Source organism: Streptomyces violaceorubidus (genome assembly GCF_000717995.1).
In the GTDB taxonomy this organism is placed as follows: domain Bacteria; phylum Actinomycetota; class Actinomycetes; order Streptomycetales; family Streptomycetaceae; genus Streptomyces; species Streptomyces violaceorubidus.
In genome coordinates, this window is sequence record NZ_JODM01000009.1 from 143,538 (window position 1) to 170,405 (window position 26,868).

Annotated in this window: 18 protein-coding genes and 4 pseudogenes; 10 read left to right on the forward strand and 12 right to left on the reverse strand. The window is 73.4% G+C overall.

What is annotated here, in order from left to right; all coding sequences use genetic code 11:
* Nucleotides 1–81 precede the first annotated feature (81 nt).
* Both IE94_RS0114860 and IE94_RS0114865 read right to left on the reverse strand, forming a co-directional pair.
* The gene (locus IE94_RS0114860) at nucleotides 82–1,038 is read right to left on the reverse strand and encodes a GlxA family transcriptional regulator (protein ID WP_030183696.1); all 957 of its coding nucleotides are present in this window, start codon (nucleotides 1,036–1,038) and stop codon (nucleotides 82–84) included.
* A gap of 46 nt (nucleotides 1,039–1,084) precedes the next feature.
* Nucleotides 1,085–1,969 (reverse strand): SGNH/GDSL hydrolase family protein, encoded by an 885-nt coding sequence (locus IE94_RS0114865; protein WP_030183699.1) that lies wholly within the window; start codon nucleotides 1,967–1,969, stop codon nucleotides 1,085–1,087.
* A 251-nt stretch (nucleotides 1,970–2,220) separates the two neighbouring features.
* Here IE94_RS0114865 and htpG point away from each other — a divergent pair, with 251 nt between their 5' ends.
* Both htpG and IE94_RS35605 read left to right on the forward strand, forming a co-directional pair.
* Nucleotides 2,221–4,131 carry a molecular chaperone HtpG gene (gene htpG, locus IE94_RS0114870; RefSeq protein WP_030183701.1) on the forward strand — a complete coding sequence of 637 codons (1,911 nt, stop codon included), beginning with the start codon at nucleotides 2,221–2,223 and terminating at the stop codon, nucleotides 4,129–4,131.
* A gap of 260 nt (nucleotides 4,132–4,391) precedes the next feature.
* Nucleotides 4,392–5,696, forward strand: a pseudogene (locus IE94_RS35605) (YeeE/YedE family protein).
* Nucleotides 5,697–5,745: 49 nt separating this feature from the next.
* On the opposite strand, the gene IE94_RS0114885 reads toward IE94_RS35605, so the two are convergent.
* The 4 genes and pseudogenes from IE94_RS0114885 to IE94_RS0114900 form a co-directional block, all read right to left on the reverse strand.
* The gene (locus tag IE94_RS0114885) at nucleotides 5,746–6,321 is read right to left on the reverse strand and encodes a TetR/AcrR family transcriptional regulator (RefSeq protein ID WP_030183703.1); all 576 of its coding nucleotides are present in this window, start codon (nucleotides 6,319–6,321) and stop codon (nucleotides 5,746–5,748) included.
* A gap of 10 nt (nucleotides 6,322–6,331) precedes the next feature.
* A complete protein-coding gene (locus IE94_RS0114890) occupies nucleotides 6,332–6,913 on the reverse strand; it encodes a sugar O-acetyltransferase (protein ID WP_030183706.1) in 582 nt (193 codons plus the stop codon).
* Between the two features lie 70 nt (nucleotides 6,914–6,983).
* Nucleotides 6,984–8,201, reverse strand: a complete 1,218-nt coding sequence (locus IE94_RS0114895; protein WP_030183708.1) for an MFS transporter — start codon at nucleotides 8,199–8,201, stop codon at nucleotides 6,984–6,986.
* A 270-nt stretch (nucleotides 8,202–8,471) separates the two neighbouring features.
* Nucleotides 8,472–9,572: pseudogene (locus tag IE94_RS0114900) on the reverse strand (NAD-dependent DNA ligase LigA); the annotation flags it as partial.
* Nucleotides 9,573–9,684: 112 nt separating this feature from the next.
* Between IE94_RS0114900 and IE94_RS0114905 the strand changes: the two are divergent.
* The 4 genes from IE94_RS0114905 (at nucleotide 9,685) to IE94_RS0114920 (ending at nucleotide 16,359) form a co-directional block, all read left to right on the forward strand.
* On the forward strand, nucleotides 9,685–12,195 hold the full coding sequence (locus IE94_RS0114905) for an ATP-dependent Clp protease ATP-binding subunit (RefSeq protein ID WP_030183713.1): 2,511 nt from the start codon (nucleotides 9,685–9,687) through the stop codon (nucleotides 12,193–12,195).
* The gene (locus IE94_RS0114910) at nucleotides 12,192–12,710 is read left to right on the forward strand and encodes an SRPBCC family protein (RefSeq protein WP_030183721.1); all 519 of its coding nucleotides are present in this window, start codon (nucleotides 12,192–12,194) and stop codon (nucleotides 12,708–12,710) included. The genes IE94_RS0114905 and IE94_RS0114910 overlap by 4 nt, the downstream gene beginning before the upstream one ends.
* 43 nt (nucleotides 12,711–12,753) lie before the next feature.
* Complete coding sequence (locus IE94_RS0114915; protein WP_030183724.1) at nucleotides 12,754–15,048, forward strand: FdhF/YdeP family oxidoreductase; 2,295 nt, start codon at nucleotides 12,754–12,756, stop codon at nucleotides 15,046–15,048.
* Between the two features lie 99 nt (nucleotides 15,049–15,147).
* Complete coding sequence (locus IE94_RS0114920; RefSeq protein WP_030183727.1) at nucleotides 15,148–16,359, forward strand: Cmx/CmrA family chloramphenicol efflux MFS transporter; 1,212 nt, start codon at nucleotides 15,148–15,150, stop codon at nucleotides 16,357–16,359.
* Nucleotides 16,360–16,380: 21 nt separating this feature from the next.
* Here IE94_RS0114920 and IE94_RS0114925 read toward each other — a convergent pair whose 3' ends face one another.
* Nucleotides 16,381–17,382: a helix-turn-helix transcriptional regulator gene (locus IE94_RS0114925; RefSeq protein ID WP_030183730.1), complete on the reverse strand. Its 1,002-nt coding sequence runs from the start codon at nucleotides 17,380–17,382 to the stop codon at nucleotides 16,381–16,383.
* 133 nt (nucleotides 17,383–17,515) lie between these two features.
* Between IE94_RS0114925 and IE94_RS0114930 the strand changes: the two genes are divergently transcribed.
* Both IE94_RS0114930 and IE94_RS0114935 read left to right on the forward strand, forming a co-directional pair.
* Nucleotides 17,516–17,938: a VOC family protein gene (locus IE94_RS0114930; RefSeq protein ID WP_030183731.1), complete on the forward strand. Its 423-nt coding sequence runs from the start codon at nucleotides 17,516–17,518 to the stop codon at nucleotides 17,936–17,938.
* Nucleotides 17,935–19,035 (forward strand): winged helix DNA-binding domain-containing protein, encoded by a 1,101-nt coding sequence (locus IE94_RS0114935; protein WP_030183733.1) that lies wholly within the window; start codon nucleotides 17,935–17,937, stop codon nucleotides 19,033–19,035. Before IE94_RS0114930 ends, IE94_RS0114935 begins: the two co-directional genes overlap by 4 nt.
* A 25-nt stretch (nucleotides 19,036–19,060) precedes the next feature.
* Here IE94_RS0114935 and IE94_RS35610 read toward each other — a convergent pair.
* Nucleotides 19,061–20,141: pseudogene (locus IE94_RS35610) on the reverse strand (MerR family transcriptional regulator).
* A 311-nt stretch (nucleotides 20,142–20,452) separates the two neighbouring features.
* Here IE94_RS35610 and IE94_RS0114945 point away from each other — a divergent pair.
* Entirely contained in the window at nucleotides 20,453–22,669 is a 2,217-nt protein-coding gene (locus IE94_RS0114945; protein WP_030183735.1) for an MMPL family transporter, read from the forward strand.
* 277 nt (nucleotides 22,670–22,946) lie between these two features.
* Here the strand turns inward: IE94_RS0114945 and IE94_RS0114950 are convergent, their stop codons facing one another.
* Both IE94_RS0114950 and IE94_RS0114955 read right to left on the reverse strand, forming a co-directional pair.
* Entirely contained in the window at nucleotides 22,947–23,618 is a 672-nt protein-coding gene (locus tag IE94_RS0114950; protein WP_030183737.1) for a CBS domain-containing protein, read from the reverse strand.
* On the reverse strand, nucleotides 23,615–25,777 hold the full coding sequence (locus tag IE94_RS0114955) for a SpoIIE family protein phosphatase (protein ID WP_030183739.1): 2,163 nt from the start codon (nucleotides 25,775–25,777) through the stop codon (nucleotides 23,615–23,617). The genes IE94_RS0114950 and IE94_RS0114955 overlap by 4 nt, the downstream gene beginning before the upstream one ends.
* Before the next feature lie 373 nt (nucleotides 25,778–26,150).
* On the opposite strand from IE94_RS0114955, the pseudogene IE94_RS38065 reads away from it, so the two are divergent.
* Nucleotides 26,151–26,297 (forward strand): annotated as a pseudogene (locus IE94_RS38065) (formylglycine-generating enzyme family protein); the annotation flags it as partial.
* Here the strand turns inward: IE94_RS38065 and IE94_RS0114960 are convergent.
* Both IE94_RS0114960 and IE94_RS0114965 read right to left on the reverse strand, forming a co-directional pair.
* Nucleotides 26,272–26,622 (reverse strand): hypothetical protein, encoded by a 351-nt coding sequence (locus IE94_RS0114960; RefSeq protein ID WP_030183741.1) that lies wholly within the window; start codon nucleotides 26,620–26,622, stop codon nucleotides 26,272–26,274. The pseudogene IE94_RS38065 and the gene IE94_RS0114960 sit on opposite strands and share 26 nt — an antisense overlap.
* An 83-nt stretch (nucleotides 26,623–26,705) precedes the next feature.
* Nucleotides 26,706–26,868: glycerophosphodiester phosphodiesterase (locus IE94_RS0114965; protein WP_030183743.1), on the reverse strand; the 163-nt coding region annotated here is incomplete at its 5' end.

A 26,868-nucleotide genomic window follows, 5' to 3' on the forward strand; every position in this document is an offset into this window, starting at 1 on the left:
ACGCCGGGGGCGGGTGGCAGCGGCGTGAGTGCCACGGTTCGCAAGGATCACGCCAGGGGAGGGCGGCGGCGCGCGGTCCGGCTACTCGCCCCGGGCGAAGGTGCGCCGGTACTCGCTGGGGGTAGTGCCGAGGATGCGCTGGAAGTGCAGTCGCAGGTTCGCGCCGGTGCCGAGCCCGACGTCGGCGGCGATCTGCTCGACGCCGCGCTCGGAGCGTTCGAGCAGTTCACGGGCCAGGTCGACGCGTGCGCGCATGACCCACTGCATCGGTGTGTACCCGGTGTCCTCGACGAAGCGCCGGGAGAGAGTGCGTGCCGACACCGCCGCGTGGCGGGCCAGCGCCTCCAGGGTGAGCGGCTCGTCGAGCCGGCGCAGCGCCCACTCGCGGGTGGCGGCGAACCGCTCGCCGAGCGGCTCGGGCACGCTGCGGGGCACGTACTGGGCCTGGCCGCCGCTGCGGTAGGGGGCCGCCACGAGGCGGCGGGCCGCGTGGTTCGACGCGGCCACCCCGAGGTCGCCGCGCAGGATGTGCAGGCACAGGTCGATGCCGGAGGCGGCGCCCGCCGACGTCAGGACGCTGCCCTCGTCCACGAACAGCACGTTCTCGTCGACCCGCACCCGCGGGTGCTTCGCCGCGAGGGCGCGCGTGTAGTGCCAGTGGGTGGTGGCCCGCCTGCCGTCGAGCAGGCCCGTGGCGGCCAGCGCGAACGCACCGGTGGAGATGGCGGCGAGCCGCGCGCCCCCGTCGTGGGCCGCCGTCAGCGCGTCGAGGACGGTCCGCGGCGGGTCCTCGACGTCGGGGGACCGGTATCCGGGGAGGAAGACCACGTCGGCCCACGCCAGCGCGTCGAGGCCGTGGGCGACGTGGTACGACAGGCCGTCACCGCCGGTGACCAGTCCGGGCGCCGCGCCGCACACCCGCACCTCGTACGGCATGCTCGCGCGGGTCGTGAAGACCTGCGCCGGGATGCCGACGTCGAGCGGCTTCGCGCCTTCGAGCACGAGGACGGCGACGCGGCGCAGGGGGGAGGACGGCACGGCGAAAGCGTACGCGGCGAGTCGCCCAAGGACGCTCCTGCGGACGTCAGTCCAGGCCGAGGACGTCCATCGTGTGCTCGGCCATGCGCCGCTCGCCGAGGGCGTTGGGGTGCACGGGGACGAGGCTGTGCCCGAACAGCAGCGGCTCGATCCAGCGGGTCCCGGGGGCCTCGCAGGCGTCGTGGCCGTCGGAGACCCCGGAGAAGTCCACGTAGACGGCGCCGGTCTCCTCGGCGGCACGCCGGACCGCGTCGTTGAGGTGCGCCTGGATGGCGCGGAGGTAGGGCACGTCACCGGAGGCGATGGGCAGCTTCAGGAAGCAGGACGGGTCGGCGGTGGCCGGTGTGATCCACGGGTAGCCGAGGGCCGCCACCCGGGCGTGCGGCGCCCTGGCGCGGACGCCGAGCAGCGCGGCCTTGAGCGCCGGGTAGGTGTTGGCCTCGATCTCGTCGTCGAAGGAGGTGCCGTGCTTGTCCTTGCAGGGGCTGCCCTTGCCGCCGCTGAGGACGCCCGCCGTGCCGCAGGCCGTGATGGCGTTGATGAACGTGCTGTTGTCGTTGCCGCCGATGGTGAGCGTGACCAGGTCCGTCCCGGTGCCGAGTGCGTCCAACTGGGGGGCGACGCCCGGGTACTGGGCCTGCGTGAAGTGGGCGGTCTGTGCGGCGCCGCAGGTGACGTCCTTGAGGCGGGCGCCCGTCGACTCCGCGAGGACGTGGGGGTAGTTGGCCGTCGAGCGCAGACAGAGCAGGTTGGTGGGGTCGACGGGCAGGACGCCCGACCCGGCGCTGTAACTGTCGCCGAGAGCCACGTAGTCGAGGGTGGCGGGCGCGGCCGGCGTGGCGTGCGCGGTGGCGTCGGTGAGGCCCAGGGCGAGTGCGCCGATGGCGGCGGCTGTCGCGGTCATGACACGGCGAAGGGTGTGCTTCGGCATGTGCTCTCTCTTCTTCGGGAGGGCGGCAGCGGAGTTACCGGGCGGTTCTACTTTGCAGTAATGTGCAGCGCCGTTGACGCGAAGTCAACGTGGTCGACGGAACTTCCGCGTCGACGACGGCCCGCGCCCGCCTCCTGGGCGGGGGAGGTCGGCCCGGAGGTCGCCTGACCGGCGCCGACGGCCGCCCGAGCTGCTCTAGAGTTGTCACACCAGTGCAGACATTCCGTGGACCTGTGAGGTACTCACCAGCCATGACGACCGAAACGTTTGAGTTCCAGGTAGAGGCGCGTCAGCTCCTGCAGCTGATGATTCACTCCGTCTACTCGAACAAGGATGTCTTCCTGCGCGAGCTCGTCTCCAACGCCTCCGACGCGCTGGACAAGCTGCGCCTCGCCGCCCTGCGCGACGACGCCCCCGACGCCGACGTGAGCGACCTCCACATCGAGTTGGAGGTCGACAAGGACGCCCGCACCCTGACCGTGCGGGACAACGGCATCGGCATGTCGTACGACGAGGTCACCCAGCTGATCGGCACCATCGCCAACTCGGGCACCGCCAAGTTCCTGCAGGAGCTGCGCGAGGCCAAGGACGCGTCCGGCGCCGACGGGCTCATCGGCCAGTTCGGCGTCGGCTTCTACTCGGGCTTCATGGTCGCGGACGAGGTCACCCTGGTCACCCGCCACGCCGGCGAGACCGAGGGCACCCGCTGGACCTCGCGCGGCGAGGGCACGTACACCCTGGAACGGCTCGAGGAGGCCCCGCAGGGCACCGCCGTCACGCTGCACCTCAAGCCGGCCGACTCCGAGAACCAGCTGCACGACTACACCTCCGCCTGGAAGATCAAGGAGATCGTCAAGCGGTACTCGGACTTCATCACCTGGCCGGTCCGGCTGCTGCCCGAGCCGGGCGGCGACGACGGCGACGGTGCCGAGGCCCGTGAGGCCGAGACGCTCAACTCGATGAAGGCCCTGTGGGCGCGCCCGCGCGACGAGGTGTCCGACGACGAGTACCACGAGCTCTACAAGCACATCGCCCACGACTGGCGCGACCCGCTGGAGACGATCCGGCTCCAGGCGGAGGGCACCTTCGAGTACCAGGCCCTGCTCTTCGTACCCTCGCACGCCCCGCACGACCTGTTCACCCAGGGCTACCAGCGCGGCGTCCAGCTCTATGTGAAGCGCGTCTTCATCATGGACGACTGCGAGGAACTGCTGCCGCCCTACCTCCGCTTCGTCAAGGGCGTCGTCGACGCGCAGGACCTCTCGCTCAACGTCTCCCGCGAGATCCTCCAGCAGGACCGCCACATCCGCATGATCCAGCGCCGGCTGACGAAGAAGGTCCTCTCGACGGTCAAGGACCTCCGGACGTCGGAGCCGGACCGCTACGCCACGTTCTGGCGGGAGTTCGGCGCGGTGCTGAAGGAAGGCCTGGTGACCGACTCCGAGAACCGGGACGCGATCCTCGCCGCCTGTGCGTTCCCCACCACCCACGACGCCGACGAGCCCACCTCGCTCAAGGACTACGTGGAGCGGATGAAGGACGGGCAGGACGACATCTACTACATGACCGGCGAGTCCCGGCAGGCCATCGAGAACTCCCCGCACATGGAGGCGTTCCGCGCCAAGGGCGTCGAGGTCCTCCTGCTCACCGACGCCGTCGACGAGGTCTGGGTCGACGCGGTCGGCGAGTACGAGGGCAAGACGCTGCGCTCGGTGGCCAAGGGCGAGATCGACCTGTCCGGCACCGAGGAGGACAAGAGCGACGCCGAGAAGGAGAAGCAGGGCGAGGAGTACGCGGGGCTGCTCGGCTGGATGACCGAGCACCTGGGCGAGGACGTCAAGGAGGTCCGCCTCTCCTCCCGCCTCACCGTCTCCCCGGCCTGCGTCGTCTCCGACGCGGGTGAGCTGACGCCCGCCCTGGAGAACATGTACCGGGCCATGGGCCAGGAGGTGCCCAGCGCCAAGCGGATCCTGGAGCTCAACCCGGAGCATCAGCTGGTGAAGACCCTGAACCGGGCCTGGACCGACCAGCGGGACCGCGCGGAACTGACCGAGACCGCCGAACTGCTGCACGCCCTCGCGGTGCTCGCCGAGGGCGGCCGGCCCAAGGAGCCCGCCCGGTTCGTGCAGCTGATGGCGGACCGCCTGGAGCGCACCCTGTAACCGCCCGCGCAGACGCGCACCCCACGCCGTCCCGCCCTCCGCATGGCGGGACGGCGTGGCATACGGAGCACGCTCTTCCGTATGTTCGTACGCATGTATGCATCCGCTCCGCTGCTGTGCCTCGCGCTCCTCGCGTGCTCGGCGTGGTGCGTCGACGACGGCCTCTGCAGCCGCTGAGCCCCCGGACCGGCCGCGCCCCCCCGCGCCGCCGGTCCGCCGGCGTCCGCCGTCCCCGTGCGCACCACCCCGGAGATCCTTCCGTGACCACCGCACCCCCGCCGGGTCCGCCCCGGTCGCGCCGCGCCGCGCCGCGGCGCGCACCCGCGGCCCTGTTCACCCCCTCGCCCACCTCCTCGGCGCGGCCCGAGGCGCCGCCCCTGCCGCCGGTGCGGCGGACGCCGCTCGTCGTGTCCGGGGTGCCGGCCGCCGCGCTGACCGCGTACGTGTGGTCCGCGCACGGCGCCAAGCCCGGCGTGCTCCTCCTGCTCGGCCTCGGTCTGGGCCTCGCCCTCTTCCACTCCCGCTTCGGCTTCACCTCCGCCTGGCGCCGGCTGGTCGCCGTCGGCAACGGCTCCGGGCTGCGGGCGCACGCCCTGTTGCTCGGCACCACGGCCACCCTGTTCGCACTCGTCATCGGCACGGGGACCGGGCTGTTCGGCTCCCAGCCCGCGCCGTCCGCCGGACCGATCGGTGTCGGCCTGTTCGCCGGTTCGGCGCTCTTCGCGATCGGTATGCAGCTCGGCGGCGCCTGTGCCTCGGGCACCCTGTTCGCGGTCGGCTCGGGACAGACGTCGATCGTGCTGACGCTGGGCGGCTTCGTCGCCGGGGCCACGCTGGCCGCCTGGCAGTTCGAACTGTGGTAGGACCTCCCCGCCTGGGAGCCCGTCGTGCTGTCCGGGCACATCGGCTGGTTCGGCTCCTGGGCCGTGACCATCGGCGCCCTGCTCCTGGTGGTGCTGGTCAGCCGGCGCGTCCAGGCCCGCCGCAACCCGCCGCCGCTGGGCGCCGTGCCCTCGGCGCGCCGGGCGGCCGTCCGCGCCGTCCGCGGCTCCTGGCCGCCGGCCGTCGGAGCCCTCGCGCTGGCCGTGCTCGGCGCGGGTGTCCTGCTGGTCTCCGGCGGCGCCTGGGGCGTCACCAGCGCCTTCAGCCTGTGGGGCTCGGAGCTGGTCGGCGCGCTCGGCGGCCACCCGGAGAACCGGACCTGGTGGCAGCGGCCCGGCAACGCCGAGACGCTGGCCGGTCCGGTGCTCGCCGACAGGACCAGCCTCACCGACATCGGCATCATGGTCGGCGCGGCCGTCGCCGCCTCGCTCGGCGGCACCTGGGCACCGCACCGGGGCATCCCCTGGGGCACCGCCGTCGCGGCGGTGCTCGGCGGCGTGCTGATGGGCATCGGCGCCCGGCTGGCCGGCGGCTGCGACATCGGCGCCTACCTGGCGGGCATCGCCTCGGGCAGCCTCAGCGGTTGGCTGTGGGGCGCCTTCGCGCTGGCCGGCACCTGGGTGGGGCTCACACTGCGGCCCTTCGGCCTGGGCAACCCCAAGCCGGGCGACGGCGTCTGCTGACGGGGGATGCCCGTGCGGCGCGGGGGTCAGGCCCGCGCCGCACGGGCCGCTAGGGGGTGTCGCCCGGCCGGGGTGCGCCCCGGTCCGTCGTGGTGATCCGGGCGATGGCCTCCAGGGTGAGGGCACGGCCGTGCGGCTCACGGGCCAGGGCGCGGTGCAGCGTCAGGCCCTCGATGAGGGCGTCGAGCTGGCGGGCCGTGTCCGGGTCGAAGTGCTTCTCCAGGTGGACGCGGCTGCGGCGCATCCACTCGTGGGTCAGCTCCCGGTAGGCCGGTTGGCGCGCGGCGAGCGTGTACAGCTCCTGGGTGAGCACCAGGTCCCGTTGGCTGTCCTCGGACAGCTCGTGCACGAGGACGGCCACCGCGGCCCGGGCCTCGTCGCGGTCGGCGGCGGCGCCGAGATGCTCGTCGAAGACCGCGACGATGTGGTCGGTGAACCGCCCGAACGCCTCCCGCAGCAGCTGCTCGATGCCGCTGAAGTGGTACGTCATCGAGCCCAGCGGTACCCCCGCGCGCTGCGCGATCCGCCGGTGGGAGACGCGTGCGATGCCCTCCTCGGCGATCAGGTCGAGGGTGGCCGCGAGGATGCGCTCCCGCCGCTGCGGATCGGTGTGTCCGGTTGCCATGGGAGCAGACTTACACGTTCCGCACCGGCCGGGCGGGGTTGCCCACGGCCACCACGTTCGCCGGCACGTCCTTGGTGACGACCGCACCGGCCCCGATGACGGAGTTGTCCCCGATGGTGACGCCCGGGAGCACGATCGCGCCGCCGCCCAGCCAGACGTTGTCGCCGATGACGATCGGGCGGGCGGCCTCCAGCTTGTCCCGCCGCGGTCCGGGCTCCAGGGGGTGCGTGGGGGTGAGCAGCTGGACGTTCGGTCCGATCTGGCAGTCCTCGCCGATGGTGATCGCCGCGACGTCCAGCGCCGTCAGGTTGTAGTTGACGAAGGTGCGCGCCCCGACGGTGATGTTGCTGCCGTAGTCGACGTACAGCGGGGGCCGCACATGGGCCTCGGGCCCCAGCGAGCCGAGCAGCTCCACGAGGAGTGGTCGTGCCGCCTCCGCGTCCTCCGCGTACGCGGCCTGGTAGCGGGCGGACAGCCGCACGGCCTGCTGCTGCCTGCGGGCGATCTCCGGGTCGTCGGCGATGTAGAGGTCGCCTGCCCGCATGCGTTCGAGGTTGGTGCGGGAGTCGCCCGCGAAGTGGTCCGTCGGCATGCGTCCGATCCTACCCCTGAAGGCGTACGAACGTACGCTCTCCGTGGGGCGTGTCGGCCGGCGGGACGGCTCAGCCGCGCCGGGGCCGGAGCACTCCCGCGCACAGCAGCACGAGGAGCCCCGCGAGCGGCACCACGAGCAGACCCACCCGCAGACTCGTCGCGTCGGCGACCAGACCCACGACGGGCGGCGAGAGCAGGAAGCCGAGCCGCATCAGCCAGGAGACGAGGGTCAGGCCCGCCCCGGGCCTCAGACCGGGCAGTTCGTCGGCCTCGTGCATAGCCGCCGGGACCAGCGTCGCCACTCCGAACCCGGCCGCGGCGAACCCGAGAATCGTGCCCGGCACCGTCGGAACGGCCAGCGCCAGACCCATGCCGACCGCCGCGATCAGGGCGCCGGAGCGGGCCACCGCGCGCTGGCCGAAGCGGTCCACGAGCCGGTCGCCGACGATCCGGCCGACGAACTGCGCGCCGACCAGGGCGACGTACCCGGAGGCGGCCAGCGCCGCCGTCGCGTGCAGGGAGTCGGAGAGGTAGAGGGTGGCCCAGGACATGCCCGCGTCCTCGACGAGGGTGCCGGCCGTGGCGATGAGGACGAGCGCGGCCAGCACCCAGCCGGTGCGCAGGCCCGCCGCGGCGGCCCGCGTCGGCAGCGGCGCCGGGTCCTGCCCGGTGCCGGTCTCCACGGCCGGTTCGGCCTCGGTCTCCGGGCCCGGCAGGCAGTAGCGCAGGGCGACGCAGGCCGCGACCGCGAACACCGCGGCGGAGAAGAGCAGGTGCGGGCCCCGCGCGACGCCGACCGCGATCGCGGCGGCGGCCATGGAACCGCCGGTGACGGCGCCGATGGACCAGATGGCGTGGAAGGAGTTGATGAGGGAACGTCCGTAACGGCGCTGCACCCGCAGCCCGTGGGCGTTCTGCGCGACGTCGGTGAAGGCGTCCATCGCCCCGGCGAGGAACAGCGCCCCCGCGAACACCACCACCGAGTCGGCGAGGCCCGCGACCAGGATGCCCGCCCCGGTGAGCAGTGTGCCGCCGACCGCCACCCGCGCCGAACCGAACCGGCGCACCAGGATCCCGGCCGCGAGCCCGGCCGCGATGGCGCCTGCCGGGAACGCCGCCACGGCCAGTCCGTAGGCGGCGTTCCCGATGCCGAGGTCCGCCTTGATCTGCGGATACCTGGGCAGCAGGTTGGCGAAGAGGGCGCCGTTGGTGAAGAACAGCACGGCGACGGCCACGCGAGCCCGCCGATCGGCCGGGGCGGGCCGGCGCAGTACGTCAACAGTCATGCGCGGGAGCCTACCGGGCAGGGCGTACGAACGTACACTCCCCTTCGCCCCGCAGGACGGGCGTCGAGGCGCTTGCGGTGCATGGGCTTTCCCTTTCCCCGGCCGCCCGGCGCGGCGGGCGGACGGTGTCCTTGCACCGACGACCCTTCCAGGCCCTGGACGGAAGATCAGTGGAACTGGGCCCCCGACTCGGGGGTGTCGCCGGCACCCCTGGCGCGGGTGTCCCTGGCCTCAGCCGAGCAGGTCGGCGACGAGCACGGCGAACTCCGACGTGATCGTGGAGCCCTCGACGACCACCGGTTCCAGGACGGCGCGCGGGGCGATGATGCCGGTACGGCCGACGTTCCACTCCACCTCCAGCAGCCGGGTGATCTTCTCCACCGCCGGGAGCTTGTACGCGATCGCCCACCGCGGCGCCCGTGACCCCGACCCGGCGGCCCGCCGGTCGGCGGCGAGGTCGGCCTTGACGACGATCCCGTCGATGCCGAACGGCAGCTCGGCACGGAGCGCGGCGATCTCCTGGACCCGGGCCACGGCCTGCCCGGCCGTCTCGACGACCACCTCCGGGACCGCGGTGCCGGCGCTGGTGTGCACGCCGAGCCCGGCCGCCGTCGACATCGCCTCGCTGTACGGCAGCTCCTCCAGCCGCCCGGCGAGCGCGGCGTCGGTGCCGGGCAGGGCCAGCAGGCCGTACCCGAAGAACGTCATCGGCACCGTGTAGGCGCGCTCCTTCGCCCGCAGGGTGCCCGCGGCCGCGTTGCGCGGGTTGGCGAAGGGCTGCCCACCGTGCCGGATGCGCACCTCGTTCGCGTGCTCGAACTGGGCCGTCGTCATCAGGATCTCGCCGCGCACCTCGACGGTCACCGGCTCGGTCAGCGTCCCGGGCAGCCCTTCCACGGTGTTGATGGCGTGCGAGACGTCCTCCCCGGCCGTGCCGTCACCCCGGGTGATCAGCCGGGTGAGGCGGCCTTCGTGGTAGCGGGCGGCGACCGCGAGGCCGTCCAGCTTGGGGCCCACGGCGAACCGGCCGACCTCGCGGCCGACGCGCCGGGCCAGGGACGCCGTCCAGGCGGTGAACTCCTCGGGCGAGAACACGTTGTCCAGGCTGAGCATCGGCACCGTGTGCGGCACGTCCCCCTCGGCCGCGCCGCCGGCGACCTTGCCGGTGGGGGAGTCGGGCAGCACCTCCTCGGGGTGTGCGGCCTCCCACGCGGCGATCCCTCGCGCCAGCCGGTCGTAGGCGTCGTCGTCCAGCGGGGAGGAGCCGCCCGCGCAGTAGGCGGCGGCCGCGCGCGCGGCGTCCTCGACCGCCCGGGCGTAGGCGGTGGCGTCGGCGATCACTGCCGCGGGAGGAGTCATGGACGGGATCATGCCGCCCACCACTGACAACGGGTCCTCGCCGCCGAGCGCCGGGCGCTCCGCTTGCGGACGTGCCGACATGGGGTTTCGGTGGAATCGACTCGCCACCGCCCCAGGAGCCGTCATGTCGATGTCGTCGTTCGGTTTCGGTTCGTCCGATCCCTTCAGTGATCTGTTCAACCGGTTCTTCGGAACGTCGCCCGCCTCCTCGCCCCCGGCGGTGCAGCGCGTGCCGATCGGCCGGATGCTGACCGAGTCCTCGCAGGAGCTGCTCAACCTGGCGGCACGGCGGGCGCTGGAGGACGGGACGTCCGACCTGGACACGGAGCACCTGCTGTGGGCGGCCACGAAGGTCGAGCCCGCGCGGGGACTGCTCGCCCGGGCGGGCGCCGACCCCGACACGCTCGCCTCCCGGATCGCCGGGATCCTGCCCCGTGAGGCGGGCGAGCCGTCCGCCGAGCCGGGCCTCACCCCGGCCGCCAAGCGCACCCTCGCCACCGCCTACGCCCGCTCCCGGGCGTCCGGCGTCTCCTACATCGGCCCCGAGCACATCCTGGGCGCCCTGCTGGCGGACGGCGACACGGGCGCGGCCCGGCTGCTGGGCGCCCAGGGGCAGGACATCGGCAAGCTGGAAGGGTTCACCGAGCAGGCCGCCCGCTCGGGCGGGACACCGGGCGACGACGCCGGGAAGCCCGCCACGACACTGGACGAGTACGGACGGGACCTGACCGACGAGGCGAAGGCCGGGAGACTCGACCCCGTCGTCGGCCGCGCCGAGGAGATCGAGCAGACCGTGGAGATCCTCTCCCGGCGCTCCAAGAACAACCCGGTGCTGATCGGCGAACCCGGCGTCGGCAAGACCGCCATCGTGGAGGGACTGGCCCAGCGCATCGTGGCCGGTGAGGTCCCGAACACGCTCAAGGACAAGAGGGTCGTCGCCCTCGACCTGTCCGGCATGGTGGCGGGCGCGCAGTACCGGGGACAGTTCGAGGAGCGGCTCAAGAAGGTCATCGAGGACGTCCAGCAGGCCCGCGGCGACATCATCCTGTTCATCGACGAACTGCACACCGTCGTCGGCGCCGGGGCCACCGGCGAGGGCTCCATGGACGCCGGGAACATGCTCAAGCCCGCCCTCGCGCGCGGCGAGCTGCACGTGGTGGGCGCGACGACCATCGACGAGTACCGCAAGTACGTCGAGAAGGACGCGGCCCTCGAACGCCGCTTCCAGCCCGTGATGGTCCCCGAGCCCACCGTCGAGGAGACGGTGCAGATCCTGGAGGGCCTGCGCGACGCCTACGAGGCGCACCACCAGGTCCGCTTCGCCGACGGCGCCCTGACCGCGGCGGCGGAACTCTCCGACCGCTACGTCAGTGACCGCTTCCTGCCCGACAAGGCGATCGACGTCATGGACCAGGCGGGCGCCCGGGTACGGCTGCGCAGCGCGAGCCGTTCCACCGAGGTCGTCAGCCGCGAGGACCGCATCGCGAAGCTGCGCCGGGAGCAGGAGCAGGCCGTCGCCGCCGAGGACTACTCCCGCGCGGGCGAGCTGAAGCGGGAGATCGCCGAGGCGGAGGGTGAACTCGCGGGCATCGAGGAGCGCCGCGAGGGCGTCGTCTCCGTCACCGCCGAGGACATCGCGGACGTGGTCTCCCGCCGCACCGGCATCCCGCTGTCCCAGCTGACGGCCGGGGAGAAGGAACGGCTGCTCCGGCTGGAGGAGGAGATGCACGCCCGGATCGTCGGCCAGGACGAGGCGGTCACCGCCGTCTCACGGGCCGTGCGCCGCAACCGGGCCGGCATGGGCGACCCCGACCGCCCCGTGGGCTCCTTCCTCTTCCTCGGCCCCACCGGCGTCGGCAAGACCGAGCTGGCCAAGACCCTCGCCGAGCTGCTGTTCGGCGAGGAGAGCCGGATGATCCGCTTCGACATGAGCGAGTTCCAGGAGAAGCACACGGTCGCCCGGCTCGTCGGCGCCCCGCCCGGATACGTGGGCTACGAGGAGGCCGGCCAGCTCACCGAGAAGGTCCGCCGGCAGCCCTACAGCGTGGTCCTGTTCGACGAGGTGGAGAAGGCCCACCCCGACGTCTTCAACACCCTGCTGCAGATCCTCGACGACGGCCGCCTCACCGACGGACAGGGCCGCACGGTCGACTTCCGGCACTGCGTGGTCATCATGACGTCCAACATCGGCGCCCGCCGCATCCTCGACCACAAGGGCGACGTTTCCGACCTCAAGGACGAGTTGACGCAGGAGCTGCGGGGCCGGTTCCTGCCGGAGTTCCTCAACCGCATCGACGAGATCATCGTCTTCCACGGCCTCACCCAGGACGACCTCTCCCGGATCGTGGACCACCTGCTGGCCCGCAGCGAACGGCGGGTGCACGCCCAGGGCTTGACGCTGAAGGTCACCGAGGCGGCCAAGAAGCTGCTGATCGCCCACGGCCACCAGCCGGAGTTCGGCGCCCGACCGCTCAGGCGCACGATCCAGGCGGAACTCGACAACCGCGTCGCCGACCTGCTGCTGGGCGGCGAGGCCGACCCCGGCGACACCATCGTCGCCGACGTGGTCGACGACTCCCTGCACTGCACGGTCGACAGGACCGGCCCACGACCCGCGGAGGCGAGCGGCACGTGAACACCGTCGAGGAGACGATCGAGATCGCCGTACCGGTGCGCACCGCGTACGACCAGTGGACCCAGTTCGAGTGCTTCCCGAGGTTCATGACCACGGTGAAACGGGTGGAGCAGATCAGGCCGGCCGTGACGCTGTGGGCCGTCGGCCTCGGCCCGGTGTGCCGGGAGTTCGCCACCGAGATCGTCGACCAGGTGCCCGACTCGCACCTGACCTGGCGCAGCCTCGGGCAGCGCCACGGCCACCGGGGCGAGGTGACGTTCCGGCCCACCGGGCGGGACAGCACGGAGGTGACCCTGCGGCTGTCGGCCGAGCCGCGCGGACTCACCGGCGTGCTGCCCGTGGTCCCCGGGCTCACCGGCCGCGTCGTACGGCGTGAACTCGCGCACTTCAAGGCGTACATCGAAGGCCACGGGGAGGCGAGCGGCGCCTGGCGCGGGACCATCCGCGGCGGCCAGGTGCGGCCCGGGGAACCCGAGCCGCCGCGCAGCCGGGTGGCGGTCTGGCCCGTGGGCTGAGAGCCCGGTACGGGAAACACGGCGAACGAGAGGCGATCCCCCGATGAAGAAGCCGCCCAGGGAAGAACCCCGGGACGACCTGACCGTCACCCCGCCCAAGACCTGGGCCGCCGGTGTGCCCGCGGTGGTGCACGCACTGGAGTACTCCCTGGAGCAGACGTCCCCGAAGGACACCGCGGTGGACCTGCTGACCATGAACCAGGTGGACGGGATCGACTGCCCGGGCTGCGCCTGGGCGGACCCCGCCCCCGGCCACCGGCACCGCAACGAGTACTGCGAGAACGGCGCCAAGCACATCAACGACGAGGCGACCACGCGGCGGATCACCGCCGACTTCTTCCGCGAGCACTCCGTCTCCGACCTGGCCGGGCGCTCCGACCTGTGGCTGAACCAGCAGGGACGCCTCACCGAGCCGATGGTCAAGCGGCCCGGGTCCGACCACTACGAGCCCGTCAGCTGGCGCGAGGCCCTCGACCTGCTCGCCGGCGAACTGAAGGCGCTCGACAGCCCCGACGAGGCGGTCTTCTACACCTCGGGCCGGGTCAGCAACGAGGCCGCGTTCGTCCTGCAGCTCTTCGCGCGGGCGTACGGCACCAACAACCTGCCCGACTGCAGCAACATGTGCCACGAGTCGAGCGGCTTCGCCCTGCACGAGACCCTCGGCACCGGCAAGGGTACGGTCGGCCTCGACGACCTCCACCACGCCGACCTGATCTTCCTGGTGGGGCAGAACCCCGGCACCAACCACCCGCGGCAACTGAGCGCACTGGAGCAGGCCAAGCGCAACGGCGCCCGCATCGTCGCGGTCAACCCGCTCCCGGAGGCGGGGCTGCTGCGGTTCAAGAACCCGCAGAAGGCACGCGGGGTGATCGGCCAGGGCGTCCGCATCGCCGACCGGTTCCTGCACATCCGGCCCGGCGGCGACCTCGCCCTCTTCCAGGCACTGAACCGGCTGCTCCTGGAGGCCGAGGACGCCCGGCCCGGCACGGTCCTCGACCACGCGTTCATCCGGGACAGCACCAGCGGCTTCGAGGAGTTCGCCGAGCACGCCCGGCAGGCCTCCTGGGACGACGTGGTCACCACCACCGGTCTGACCCGCGAGGAGATCGAGCGGGTCCGCGACGAGGTCCTCGGCAGCGAACGCGTCATCGTGTGCTGGGCGATGGGCATCACCCAGCACAAGCACGGCGTGCCCACCATCCGGGAGATCGTCAACTTCCTGCTGCTGCGCGGCAACCTCGGCAGGGCCGGGGCCGGCGCCTGCCCGGTGCGAGGCCACAGCAACGTCCAGGGCGACCGCACGATGGGCATCTGGGAGCAGATGCCGGACTCCTTCCTGGACGCCCTGCGCGACGAGTTCGGCTTCGACCCGCCGCGCGCCCACGGCCTGGACTCGGTGAACTCGATCAAGGCGATGCGGGAGGGCCGGATCAAGCTCTTCCTCGGCGTCGCCGGCAACTTCGTGCGGGCCGCCCCCGACAGCGCGGTCACCGAGGAGGCCATGCGCGGCTGCCGCCTGACCGCCCACGTCTCCACCAAGCTCAACCGCTCCCACACCGTCTGCGGGCAGACCGCGCTGATCCTGCCCACCCTCGGCCGGACCGAACGCGACCACCAGGCGGGCGGCGAGCAGTTCGTCACGGTGGAGAACTCGATGAGCGAGGTGCACACCTCCCGAGGGCGACTCAAACCCGCCTCCCCCCTCCTGCTGAGCGAGGTCGCCATCCTGTGCCGCCTCGCCCGCCGCACCCTCGGCGCGGGCCCGGGCAACGTGCGCTGGGAGGAGTTCGAGGCCGACTACGGCACCATCCGCGACCGGATCTCCCGGATCGTGCCGGGCCTGTACGACTTCGACCGGCGCGTGGCGCGCCCCGGCGGCATCCGGCTGCCCAACCCCGTCAACGAGGGCGTCTACCGCACCGCCACCGGCAAGGCCATGTTCACCCGCAACACCTGGCGCATCCCCGACGTGCCCGAGGGCCACCTGCTGCTGCAGACGCTGCGCTCCCACGACCAGTGGAACACCATCCCCTACACGCTCAACGACCGCTACCGGGGCATCCACGGCAGCCGCCGGGTGGTCATGGTCAACCCGCAGGACCTGAGCACGCTGTCCCTGAGCGCGGGGGACCGCGTCGACGTGGTGGGCGTCTGGCCCGACGACACCGAGCGGCGCGCCGAGGGCTTCGAGGTGGTCCCGTACCCCACCGCCCGCGGTTCCGCCGCCGCGTACTACCCGGAGACCCAGGTCCTCGTCCCGCTGGACAGCGTCGCCGACATCAGCAACCAGCCCACCTCGAAGGGCATCGTCGTCCGGCTGGAGCGCGTGACACCGTAGCCGCATCGTGAGACGGGGCCCGCCGCGGGAATGGCGGGAAGCCGGGCCCCGTTGACACCTGTCATGCCCGACTCTTCCCCACGGCCCACGGCCGGACGCATGCCGCTCGCCGTCTACATCCTCGGCCTGTCCGTCTTCGCGCTCGGCACCAGCGAGTTCATGCTCTCCGGGCTGCTGCCGCCGATCGCCGACGACATGGGCGTGTCGATCCCGCGAGCCGGGCTGCTGATATCGGCGTTCGCGATCGGCATGGTGGTCGGTGCCCCGCTGCTCGCCGTCGCGACCCTGCGACTGCCGCGCAAGACCACGCTGGTCGCGCTGATCTCCGGGTTCGGCGTCGGCCAGGTCGCGGGCGCGCTCGCGACGAGCTACGCGGTCCTGTTCGTCTCCCGGGTCGTCAGCGCGCTCGCCTGCGCCGGCTTCTGGGCGGTCGGCGCGGCCGTGGCCATCGCCATGGTGCCGGTGACCGCGCGGGCCCGCGCCATGGCCGTGATGATCGGCGGACTGTCCATCGCCAACGTCCTGGGCGTCCCGGCGGGCGCCTTCCTCGGCGAGCACCTGGGCTGGCGGTCCGCCTTCTGGGCCGTGGGCGGCGCGTCCGCCGTCGCGCTCGTCGGCGTGGTGACCCTGATCCCGCGCATCCCGCTGCCCGAGCGGCGCACCCGGCTGCGGGGCGAGCTGGCGATCTACCGGGACCACCAGGTGTGGCTGTCCGTCGTCGTCACCGCGCTCGCCGCCGGCGGCGTCTTCTGCGCCTTCTCCTATCTCGCGCCGCTGCTCACCGACGTGGCGGGCCTCACGGACGGCTGGGTGCCGAGCGTGCTGGCGCTGTTCGGCGTCGGCGCCTTGATCGGCACGACGATCGGCGGCCGGGTCGCCGACGCGCACCTCTTCGGCGTCCTGCTCTCCGGCATCACCGCGTCGACGGTGCTGCTGGCCGCCCTGGCGCTGTTCGCCTCCAGCCCCGTCGCCGTGGTCGTCCTGTCGCTGCTGCTGGGGGTCTCCGCGTTCTACACGGCACCCGCGCTCAACGCGCGCATGTTCAACGTCGCCGGTGCCGCGCCCACCCTCGCGGGCGCCACGACGACCGCCGCGTTCAACCTGGGCAACACCGGCGGCCCCTGGCTCGGCGGCACCGTGATCGACGCGGACCTCGGGTACGAGGCCACCGCCTGGGCGGGCGGGGCGATGACCCTGGTCGCGATCGGCTTCGTCGCCGTCTCCCTGCGGCTGCACAGCCGTTCGCGCGTCGTGACGGGCAGCGGCCCCGTCGCCGAAAGCGCGAGCGTGGAGCGGGTCCAGCGGGTGTGACACCGGCCCGGAGCCCGGTGCTCACCGGGGCCGGGCGCCCGGCGCGGCGGCCCTGGCGCAGCGGTCGGCCAGCCGGGCGAACGCCTCCCCGAGCGCGGGCGGCCCCACGCCCTCGACATCGGTGTCGAACCGACAGAAGGCGGCGGCGAGCGAGGACCACGACCAGGAGCCCAGCGTGAGCCGGCAGCGGTCGGGGCCCAGTTCCTCTACGGTCCCCTCGGCGGTGTACGGGGACACCGCGGAGGCGGGCAGGTGGAGCACTGCCGTGCCACGACAGGGCCAGTCCGGGGAGCCGTCGGAGCCGCGGAACCTCCCGGTCAGAAAGGCGGCCACGTCCCCGCCGGGCAGTTCCCTCGGGGTGAAGCGGGGCCCGGTGGGCGTGCGCGGGGTGACCCGGTCGGCCCGGAAGACCCGCCAGTCCTCGCGGTCCAGGTCCCAGGCCACCAGGTACCAGCGCCCGCCCCGGGTGACCAGGTGGTGCGGCTCCACCCGGCGCGGGGGCGGCACGCACGCGGGCGCGGTGTCCCCGGGGTGGGCCGGGGTGTGGTCGAAGCGCAGCACCTCGCGGGCCTGGACGGCGGCGCTGAGCGCCATCAGGACGCCGGTGTCCGCCTGGGGCCGCGGCAGGGGAGCGGAGTGTGCGACGGGGGTGACCTGAAGGGCGTCGATCCGGTGCCGCAGTCGGGCGGGCATCACCTGGCGCAGGGTCACCAGTGCCCGTGCCGCACCGTCCTCGATCCCGGCGCCGGAGGCGGCCGCGGTGCGCAGCGCGACGGCGAGGGCGACCGCCTGCTCGTCGTCGAAGAGCAGCGGGGGCAACCGCGCACCGGCGTCCAGGCGGTAGCCGCCGTCCGGGCCCTTCACCGCCCGGACCGGATAGCCCAGTTCGCGGAGCCGGTCGACGTCGCGGCGCAGGGTGCGCGGGCTGACCTCCAGCCGCTCGGCCAGCACCGCGCCGGGCCAGTCCCGGCGGGCCTGGAGCAGCGAGAGCAGGGACAGCAGCCGGGCCGAGGTCTTCTGCATGACGACCATGCTGACGCACATAGCGGCCACCACCTGACCGCTACCCGAAGCAGAGTGGGCACCGCGGGGCCGCGACCGGTCCCGCGGCGGCCCGCACCGCGGGCCGTCCCACCGTGATGGCAAGGAGCCCGCCGTGACCGCGAAAGCCGTGACCCACCTGAACTTCCGTGGCGAGGCCCGCGAGGCACTCACCTTCTACCGGTCCGCGTTCGGCGGGGACCTGACCCTGGTGACGTACCGGGACGCCGGAAACGTCCAGGATCCCGCCGCGGCCCACCAGGTGATGTTCGGCCAGGTGTCCAGCGCCGACGGCCCGGGCGTGATGGCCTACGACGTGCCGTCCGACCTGCCGTGGAACCGGGGCGAGAACGCGTTCTTCGTCTCGGTCCGCGGCGAGAGCGCCGAGGAGATCACCGCGTACTGGGAGCGGCTCGCCGAGGGCGCGACCGTCCTGCGGCCGCTCGGGGCCGCGCAGTGGGCCTCCCTGTACGGCATGCTGCGGGACCGGTTCGGCGTCACCTGGGTCCTGGACGTCGTGCGCGAGTACACCGCGTGAGCGTGCTCGACGCCCGGTCGCTGAACCGGGCCGCACTCGCCCGGCAGTTGCTGCTTGACCGCGCCGAGCGCCCGCTCCCGGACGCCGTCGCGCACCTGGGCGGCATGCAGGCACAGGAGCCGCAGGAGCCGTTCGTCGGACTGTGGTCGAGGCTGCGCGATTTCGTCCCGCGGGCGCTCGACGACCTGCTGGCCGGGCGTCGCGTCGTGCGCACCCACCTGATGCGCCGCACCGTCCACCTCGTCACCGCCGAGGACGTACTGGCCTGGCGATCGCGCCACGACGCCATGCTGCGCGGACGCGTCCTCGGCACCTACCGCCGCGAGCTCGCCGGGGTCGACCTCGACGAACTCGCGGCCGCGGGCCGGGCGGTCCTGGCCGACGGCGAACCCCGCTCCATGGGCCAACTCGCGCGGGCGGTGGCCGGACGGTGGCCGGACGTGGGTCTGAGGCCGCTCGGGGAGATGCTGGTCGCCGCGCTGATCCCCACGGTGCAGCTGCCGCCGCGCGGCCTGTGGCGCACCAGGGCCGGGGTGCGCAACGTCCCGGTCGCACACTGGCTGGGCCGCGAGGTCGACCCGCCGGCCCCGCCGGGCACCGATCCGGTCGGTGCGGCGCTCGTACGGCGCTACCTGGCCGCGTTCGGGCCGGCCGCCTCGGCGGACCTGCGCGCCTGGTGCGGGCTCGCGGGGCTGCCGGCCGCGGTCGCGGCGGTGCGCGGGAAACTGGTCGCCTTCCGCGACGAACGCGGCCGCCGACTGCTGGACCTGCCCGACGCGCCACGACCCGACCCCGACACCCCCGCCCCCGTGCGGTTCCTGCCGGCGTTCGACAACGCGGTCCTCGGCTACCAGGACCGCGGTCGCGTCATCGACGACGCGCACCGCGGTCTGTCGGTCACCGGAGCCCGCGTGGTCCTCGTCGACGGCCGGGTCGGCGCGACCTGGACCGTCGAGGACGGCACGGTGACCGCCACCCCGCTGCGCCGGCTCACCCGCCCGGAGCGCGCCGAGGTCGCCGAGGAGGGAAGTGCCCTCGCGTCCTTCCTCTCCGAGGGCGACAGCGACCGGGTCGCGGTCGGGGCGGAACCGCCCTGAGCGACGGGCGGGCCGGGGGCGGGAGTCACCCGGCGGTCACGACGTCCGCGACGACACAGCTCACGTTGTCGGGACCGCCGGAGTCGTTGGCGAGTGCCACCAGTGCACGGGCGGCCCACCCGGGCTCCTGCGGGGCGGTGAGCACCCGGCGGATCTCGTCGTCCGGCACCACGGTCGACAGGCCGTCGGAGCAGAGCAGGTAGCGGTCCTGGGACCGGGCGTCCTGAAGGCGCATCTCGGCCCTCGGGTCGGCGCCCTGGCCCAGCGCCCGTACCAGCAGCGACCGCTGGGGGTGCGAGACGGCCTCCTCCGGAGTGAGGCGGCCCTCGTCGATCATCGACTGGACGACGGTGTGGTCGTGCGTGATCCGGAACAGCTCGCCGTCGCGCAGCAGGTACACGCGCGAGTCGCCGATGTGCACCAGACCGAGCTGCGACCCGGTCCAGAGCATCGCGGTGAGCGTCGTGCCGGCCGCCCCCGGCGCACAACCGGCTGCCACGGCGTCGCACACGGCCCGCTCGGCCTCCTCGACGGCGTCCGCGAGGACGTTGAGGAGGCCGCCCGCCGGGACGCCGCCGTCCTCCAGCCGCCGGAATGCCTCGACGGCGGCCGCGCTCGCCGGGGCACCGCCGGTGCCGAAGCCGTCGGCGACGGCCAGCAGGCGGGAGCCGGCGTAGGCGGTGTCCTGGTTGCTCTCGCGGACCAGACCGGTGTCGGAGGTGGCGGCGTAACGCAGCTTCAGGGTAGGAGCGGTGGGAGACACGGCAGGGTCCTTCCGGGTGAGGTGGTCGACGAGGAAGGCGGCCAGGTCGCGGCGGGCGGCGGTCTCGGCCTCGGCCTGCGCCCAGAAGGCGCGGATCTCCCCGGCCGCCGCTCCGGCGTCCAGCGAGCACGTGCCGGATGCGGACCAGCGGCATCCCCAGGCGTCGCAGCCAGGCCACGAGCCGGGCCCGCTCGACCTGTTGCGGGGCGTAGAGGCGGTAGCCGGTGACCGGGTCCACGCGGGCGGGCGGCAGCAGGCCCAACGCGTCGTAGAGACGCAGCGCCTTCGGTGAAAGCCGGGTCGCCCGCGCGAACGCCCCTATGGTCAGCAACTCCGTGCCCATGTGCCCACCCCTCCTCGTACCGGGCGCGTCGCCCGGTGAGACCGATGCTGCGGCCTGCCCCGAGGTGAAGGTCAACCGTCGGCTGCCCCCGGCAACGAAATGCGGAGTACACCCATCTTCGTGACCTACACCGAGGGGAGAGGAGCGCGGCGCCCCCCTACACCCCACGCAGTACGCCGGTCCAGACCCAGGGTCGGATCCAACGCCCGTAAGGCCGGGCGAGCATGGATGCGTACCCCGGTCAGTGCCTCCGCCTTCCCCCATGAGCCGGGACTTCGTCCTGCCCGCAACCCGACGGATTGGTCCACAAGGTGGCTACATTTCTCTATCGGCTCGGCCGGAGGGCGTTCCGGCGCCGCGGCCTCGTCGCCCTGATGTGGGTGGCCGTACTCGTGGGCGCCGGCGTCGCCTCGTCCGCCGCGCCGGCCCCGCCCGAAGACTCCTTCTCCATGCCGGGCACCGAGTCCCAGAAGGCGTTCGACCTGCTCGACGAGCAGTTCCCGGCCGCCAGTGCCGAGGGCGCCACGGCCCGCGTCGTGATCCGGGCCCCCGAGGGCGCGAAGATATCCGACGCGGCCGGCAAGGACCGGGTCCAGGACCTGGTCGCCGATCTGAGGGCCGGCCCGCAGGTCGCCTCGGTGGACGACCCGTTCACGGCCGACGCCGTCAGCAAGGACGGCACCACCGCCTACGCCTCCGTGACCTACAAGGTCAACGCGATGGAGCTGACCGACGAGGCCCGGGACGCGCTCACCGCCGCCACCGACGGCGCGCGCGAAGGCGGGTACACGGTCGAGACGGGCGGCGACGCGGTCGTGGCCGAGCAGGAGATGGGCGGCACCGCCGAGCTGATCGGCATCGGCGTCGCCGCGATCGTGCTCCTGCTGACCTTCGGCTCGCTGGTCGCGGCCGGCATGCCGCTGCTCTCGGCGATCATCGGTGTCGGCATCGGCATCTCCGCCATCGGGGCGCTCGGCAGCACCCTGGAGCTGTCCGCGACGACCTCCACGCTCGCCATGATGATCGGCCTCGCGGTCGCCATCGACTACGCCCTGTTCATCGTCTCGCGCTACCGGGCCGAGATAGCGGAGGGCCGCTCCCCGGAGGAGGCGGCCGGACGCGCGGTCGGCACCGCGGGCTCCGCGGTCGTCTTCGCCGGACTGACCGTGGTGGTGGCCCTGGCGGGTCTCGCGATCGTCAACATCCCGATCCTCACCAAGATGGGCCTGGCCGCGGCGGCCACCGTCGGCATCGCCGTGCTGATCGCCCTCACCCTCACCCCGGCGCTGCTCGGCTTCGCCGGAAAGCGGGCCCTCAGCCGCAAGGACCGCAAGGCCCCCGCCGGGCAGCGGGCCGCCGCCAAGCCGAAGCTCGGCACCCGCTGGGCCCGCTTCGTACAGCGGCGCCCGGTCACCGTCCTGCTGACCGCGGTCCTCGGCCTCGGCGTCATCGCCGTACCGGCCGCGAGCATGGAGCTTGGACTGCCCGACGAGGGCAGCTCCGCCCCCGACACCACCCAGCGCAAGGCCTACGACCTGCTGTCCGAGTCCTTCGGGGCCGGATTCAACGGTCCGTTCATGATCGCCGTCGACGCCCGTGACGCCGCCGACCCGGAGGCCGCCGCCGACACCGTGAGCGAGAGGATCACCGGGCTCGGGAAGGCCGCGGCGGTCACCCCCGCCAGCTTCAACAAGGAGGGCGACACCGCCGTCCTGACCGTGATGCCCAAGACCGGCCCGAGCGACGTCGCCACCGAGTCGCTGGTGCACGACATCCGCTCGCTGTCCGGCGACATCGAGGCCGACACCGGCGCGACCATGCTGGTCACCGGTGCGACCGCGATGACGATCGACTTCTCGCAGACCCTGGACGACGCGCTCGTCCCCTACCTGGCGCTGGTCGTCGGCCTCGCCTTCCTGCTCCTGATGCTCGTGTTCCGCTCGGTCCTCGTCCCGCTCAAGGCGGCCCTGGGCTTCCTGCTCTCGGTGGCCGCGGCACTCGGCGCGGTGGTCGCGGTCTTCCAGTGGGGCTGGCTCGCGGACCTCTTCGGCGTCGACCAGCCCGGCCCGATCATGTCGATGATGCCCATCTTCATGATCGGCGTCGTCTTCGGCCTGGCCATGGACTACGAGGTCTTCCTCGTCACCCGCATGCGGGAGGCGTACGTCCACGGACAGTCCGCCGCCGAGTCCGTCACCACGGGCTTCACCCACGGCGGCCGGGTCGTCGCGGCGGCCGCGATCATCATGATCAGCGTCTTCTCCGGCTTCATCCTGGAGAACGACGCCATGATCAAGATGATGGGCTTCGGCCTCGCGATCGCGGTCCTCTTCGACGCCTTCGTGGTCCGCATGGCCATCGTGCCCGCGGTGCTCGCGCTGCTCGGCACCAGGGCCTGGTGGCTGCCCACGTGGCTGGACCGCGTCCTGCCGAACGTCGACGTCGAGGGCGAGAAGCTCCACCGGGAACTCGGCGACACCGCCGCCCCCGCGAAGCCCGCCCGCGAGCCGGAGACGGCCGGGGTCTGACACCCCGTACAGGGCCCCGGTGACCTGGAACCCCAGGCCGCCGGGGCCTTCGCGCCACAGGTCCGCCACGGCGTCGGTGCGGTCATCGCCGCCCGGCCGGACCACCCGGAGAGCGAGGCCCTGTCCGCCCCCGCCCCGTCCTCGGCGGCGAGGACCGGGACGGCGACCGAGGCGGGCCCGCCCACTCCCAGGACGACCGGCCCGAGCAGCTGTGAAGGACTCGACGGGCGTCCGACCCCGCTCCGGCCCCCCTCGTGTCCGCCACCCGGGCGGCAGCTCAGGAACCGACGGCCGCGGCGTCCTCGGCACCGGTCTCGCCGGCCGGGCGGAACTCCACGGCGACGACGCCGTCCACGCTCCGGCAGTGCTCCTCGAGCAGCGGGGCGGACACATGGACCGGGAGGCGGCCGCTGAGCACGACATGGCCGTGCGTCACGTCCACCTGCACCGAGGAGGGGGCCAGGCCCAGGGCCTTGACCAGGGCCTCTTCGATGATCTCGGTGCGGATCGCGCGGTCCGTCCGCAGGAAGACCCGCAGCAGGTCGCTACGGCTGACGACCCCGGCCAGCCGCCCGTCCTCGTCCACCACCAGGAGCCGCTTGATGCGGTGCCGCGCCATCACGCGGGCGGCGTCCACGACGCTCCAGTCCTCCCGGGCGCACAGCGCGGGCGAGGTCATGAGCCCGTCCGCGTCCGTGGCGCCCGCCTTGGCGGCCGAGGGCCGGGACCACTCGGCGTGCTCCGGGGAACCGTCGGGCTCCCCGCCCCACATCTTCTGCAGGAGGTCGGCCTCCGACACCACCCCCACGGGCCGGTTCTCCCCGTCGACGACCGGCACCGCCGTGATGTCGTACTCCAGCAGCAGGTGGGCGATCTCCTTGAACGGTGTGCCGCGCTGTACGCGGACCACGGCGTCGCTCATCAGATCGCGCACCGTCCGGTGTTTCATGAAGGGTCTTCTCCTCCGCTGCCGGCCCGTCTCGACCGGCGTTCGTCCTTCTTGCCCGGGGAAACGATCGAGTGGCTCCGGGAGTGCCCCGCCGCCCGCGCGGGCGGACCGACCAGGACCAGGGCGATGTCGTCGCCCGGCGTGGGTGCGTGCCGGATGAGGGTGTCCGCCATGGCGTCCAGGTCGCCGGGGTCACCGTGCTCCAGGAGCCCGGCGAGGGCCGCGATCGCGTCGTCGAGGTCGACCCCCGGCGCCTCGACGAGTCCGTCGGTGTAGAGGGCGAGCACACTGCCGGGCGGCAGGGGGAACTCCAGCGCGGTGTACCGGGCGTCCCGCTCGATGCCCAGCAGCAGACCGGGCGGCACGTGCAGGGGCTCGACACGCCCGTCCGCGTGACGCAGCAGAGGGGGCGGGTGTCCCGCGAGCGCCACGCAGGCGCGGTGCGTGGCGAGGTCGAGGTGGGCGTAGGCGCAGCTGGTGAACAGACCGGGGTCCAGGTCGGTGAGCAGGCGGTTGGTCCGGGCCAGGACGCGGTCGGGGGACGCCCCCACGGTGGCGTTGGCGTGCACGGCGGTGCGGACCTGCCCCATGAGCGCCGCGGCGTCCACGTTGTGCCCCTGGACGTCGCCGATGGTGACGCTCGCGGTGTGCTCGTCCAGCCGGATGACGTCGTAGAAGTCGCCGCCGATGCCCAGTCCCCGGGCGGCCGGGAGGTAGCGGGCGGCGACGTTCAGACCGGGCACGTCGGGGAGGCTGTGGGGCAGCAGGGCGGACTGCAGGCGGTGGGCGAGGTGGTGCTTGGCGTCGTAGAGCCGGGCGCGGTCCAGGGCCTGCCCGACCAGTCCCGCCAGCGAGGTGAGGGCGGCCCGCTCGCCCGGCGGGAAGACGTGGGGGCGCCGGTAGGAGAGCAGGAGCGAGCCGATGGGGCGGCCGGAGGCGATCAGCGGCAGCAGGGCCCACGCGGCCATCCCGTCCTCGTGCGTCATGGCGGGGTAGGCCTCGCGGAGTTCCTCGAAGGTCGTCCAGAACCCCGGGACCCCCGTGGCCATGACGTCGACGCCGGGGATGGCCGCGGTGAGGGGCGTCCCGTCGAACTGCCGCAGCAGCTCCGGGCGGTAGCCGCGCTGCCCGACGATCTTCAGGCGGCCGTCCTCCGGGGCCATCACCACCATGCCCTGTGCGCCGAGCGCGGGCATCAGCTGGTCGGCGGTCTGTTCGACCACGTCCTGCACGCTGACGGCCTCCGTCAGGGTGGAGGCCAGGTGCATCAGGTGGTAGAGCACGGTGGCGCGGCTGGGGCCCGAGGACTTTACCGACCGGGACGGGGGCGCGTCCGCGTCCGGGCTGCCGCGGGTGATGCGCACGCTGAGCCCGGTGGCGTCCGGGTACAGCTCGAAGGACAGCCAGGTCCCCGGCGGGCGCAGCACGGTGAAGGCCTGCGGCTTGCGGCTGACCAGGGCGGCGCGGTAGCGGTCCTCGACGTGCGGCACGTCCATCCAGGGGAGCGCCTCCCAGGGCAGGGCGCCCACCAGCAGGGACCGGTCGACGCCGAGCAGTTCGGCCGCCCCGGGGGTGACGAAGGTGAGGCGCCCGTTCAGGTCCAGGGCGCACGAGCCCCCGGGCAGGCGGTCCACGAACGCGGACAGCGCGGTCGCCTCGGCGGGGGAGGGGGTGCGCGGGGCCGCCGGCGGCAGGGTCCGGGGCCGGTCCGGGGGCGGCAGCGGTTCGCCCCGGTCGAGCGCCCGCTGCAAGCTCTCGCCCAGGCGGCGGCAGCCCTCCCGGATGACGTCCCGCTCACCGGCGCTCAGCCGCGCGGGGTGGCTCCCGGGCCACAGCAGCACCAGCCCGCCCCGGACGCCGTCGTCCGACAGGAGCGGAGAGGCGGCGAGGCCGAAGTCGTACGGCAGGACGAGCGCCAGCCGCGGGTACTCGCGCGCCATCTCCTCCCGGCCGCCCGCCCACACCAGACGCTGCTCGCGGACGGCGTCCGCCACCGGCATCGGATCCTTCAGCCCGACCCGCCGCCACGGGGCGGCCATCTCCTGCGGGACCCCCGTGACCAGGACCTGCCACACGGCGTTCTCGCCCGGTGGCAGTACGTAGAGGATGCCTCCGAACGCACCGCTCGCCCGTACGACGGCCGCCATCGCGGAATCCATCATCGGCCCGTCCGCCTCGGCGCCGACCGGGCTGCCCGACGCCCGCCACCCCGAACATCACCCATATCTGGACACTACGCCCGTCCCGCCGCGACGGCATGCGAGGGCGCGGTTCGACGCGGAGCACCCCTGGTCGGGACCGGTCGCCGTGCCCCTCGGGCGACCGCTTCACATACAGCCGGCCGTCCCCGGCCCGGTCCACTCCAGCCGCGCGACACCGGGCACCTCGGAATCCGCGACGCGTGCGGCGCCCGCCCGGTAGCCGGCGGCCGGGTTCAGGACGTACGTCCGCCATGTCGTGCCGGAACCTCCCGTACAGGTCGTCGTGCGGCACGAGCCACGCGTCGTCGCCCCCGGGCGGCGCGGTTGCTGCGGCGGCTCCTGCCTGTGCCACGACTCCTACCGCACCCGCTACCGGGTCGCCGCCCGCTCCTCCAACACCCCGGACTCCTTGTCCGGCCACCTCGGCTTCCGCCGCGCCAACGACGCGGCCGTCACAGGCGGACCAGCCGCTGGGTGATCTCCCGGTACTGCCGCAGCGCGACCCGGAGTTCCTCGGCATGCGTCTCGACGTCCTGGTCCTGCCAGCTCTCGTGCAGGGTCCCGCGCCGCCGGGCCAGGGCGTTCGCGAGGTGGGCCGCGGCGTCGTCGAAGGCGCCCTCCGCCTCCTCCAGAGCGTCCCGCGGAGCGTCGGCGAAGGTGTTGATGGCCTTGCGGAGACGGTCCAGCACCGCGTCCCGTTCCTCCGACGGCAGGAGGGCGTCCGGCTGCGCGGGACGGTGCCCGGTGCGGTTCTGGTCCCGGTCCCGGTCCGGGGGCTGCTGTGCGCGCGTCTGGTCATACATGTCGGGTGCCGCTTTCCTGGGTTGCGTGGATCACCGGGTACCCCGGAGCGGCATGCGCTGCGAGCGCCGGCTTCCCCTGCCCGCTACCGCCGGGTGAGGGTCTGGGGGTAGTCGGTGATGATGCCGTCGACGCCGAGGCCGGTCATGTTGCGGATGGCTCCGGGTTCGTCGACGGTCCAGACGTTGATGTCCATGCCGAGTTGGTGGATGCGGTCGACGAGGGTCTGGTCGGTGACGGTGTGCTGG